The sequence below is a fragment of the Streptomyces sp. AC627_RSS907 genome (assembly GCF_019049165.1).
In genome coordinates, this window is the sequence record NZ_JAGMUE010001083.1 from 1 (window position 1) to 583 (window position 583).

The 583-nt window shown below is 75.6% G+C and carries 1 protein-coding gene; it reads left to right on the plus strand.

Features of this window, described 5'->3' with window-relative positions:
* Window positions 1–583, plus strand: a 583-nt coding sequence (locus KUM32_RS40385) for a ketoacyl-synthetase C-terminal extension domain-containing protein (protein ID WP_217146673.1), incomplete at both ends; no start/stop codon positions are given.

The window sequence follows — 583 nt, forward strand, 5'->3', positions numbered from 1 at the left end:
GTCGACTGGAGCGGCGGCGGCGTACGCCTGCTGACCGAGCCCGTCGACTGGCACCCCGGGCGCCCCCGTCGGGCCGGCGTCTCCGCCTTCGGCATCTCCGGTACGAACGCCCACCTCATCCTGGAACAGGCCCCCGAGCCCACCCACGACGACCCCGCGACCGCCCCGGCCGACCCGACGCCGGCCACGGGCGCCGTGGTGCCCTGGGTGATCTCGGCCCACAGCGACGACGCACTGCGCGCCCAGGCCCAGGCCCTGATCGCCCGCCTGACGGCGCACCCCGAACTGACCCCCACCGACGTGGGCTGGTCCCTGACCACCACCCGCGCCACACTCGACCGCCGCGCCGTCGTGACCGGCCAAACCCGCGACGACCTCCTCGCCGGCCTCACCTCCCTGGCCGCCGGCGAGCCCCACGCCCACGTCGTGGACCCCGGCCGCCCCACCACACCGGCCGGCGTCGGCCCGGTGTTGGTGTTTCCGGGTCAGGGTTCGCAGTGGGTGGGGATGGGCGCGGGGTTGTTGGAGTCGTCTCCGGTGTTCGCGGCGCGGGTGGCTGAGTGTGAGCGGGCGTTGGCTCCGT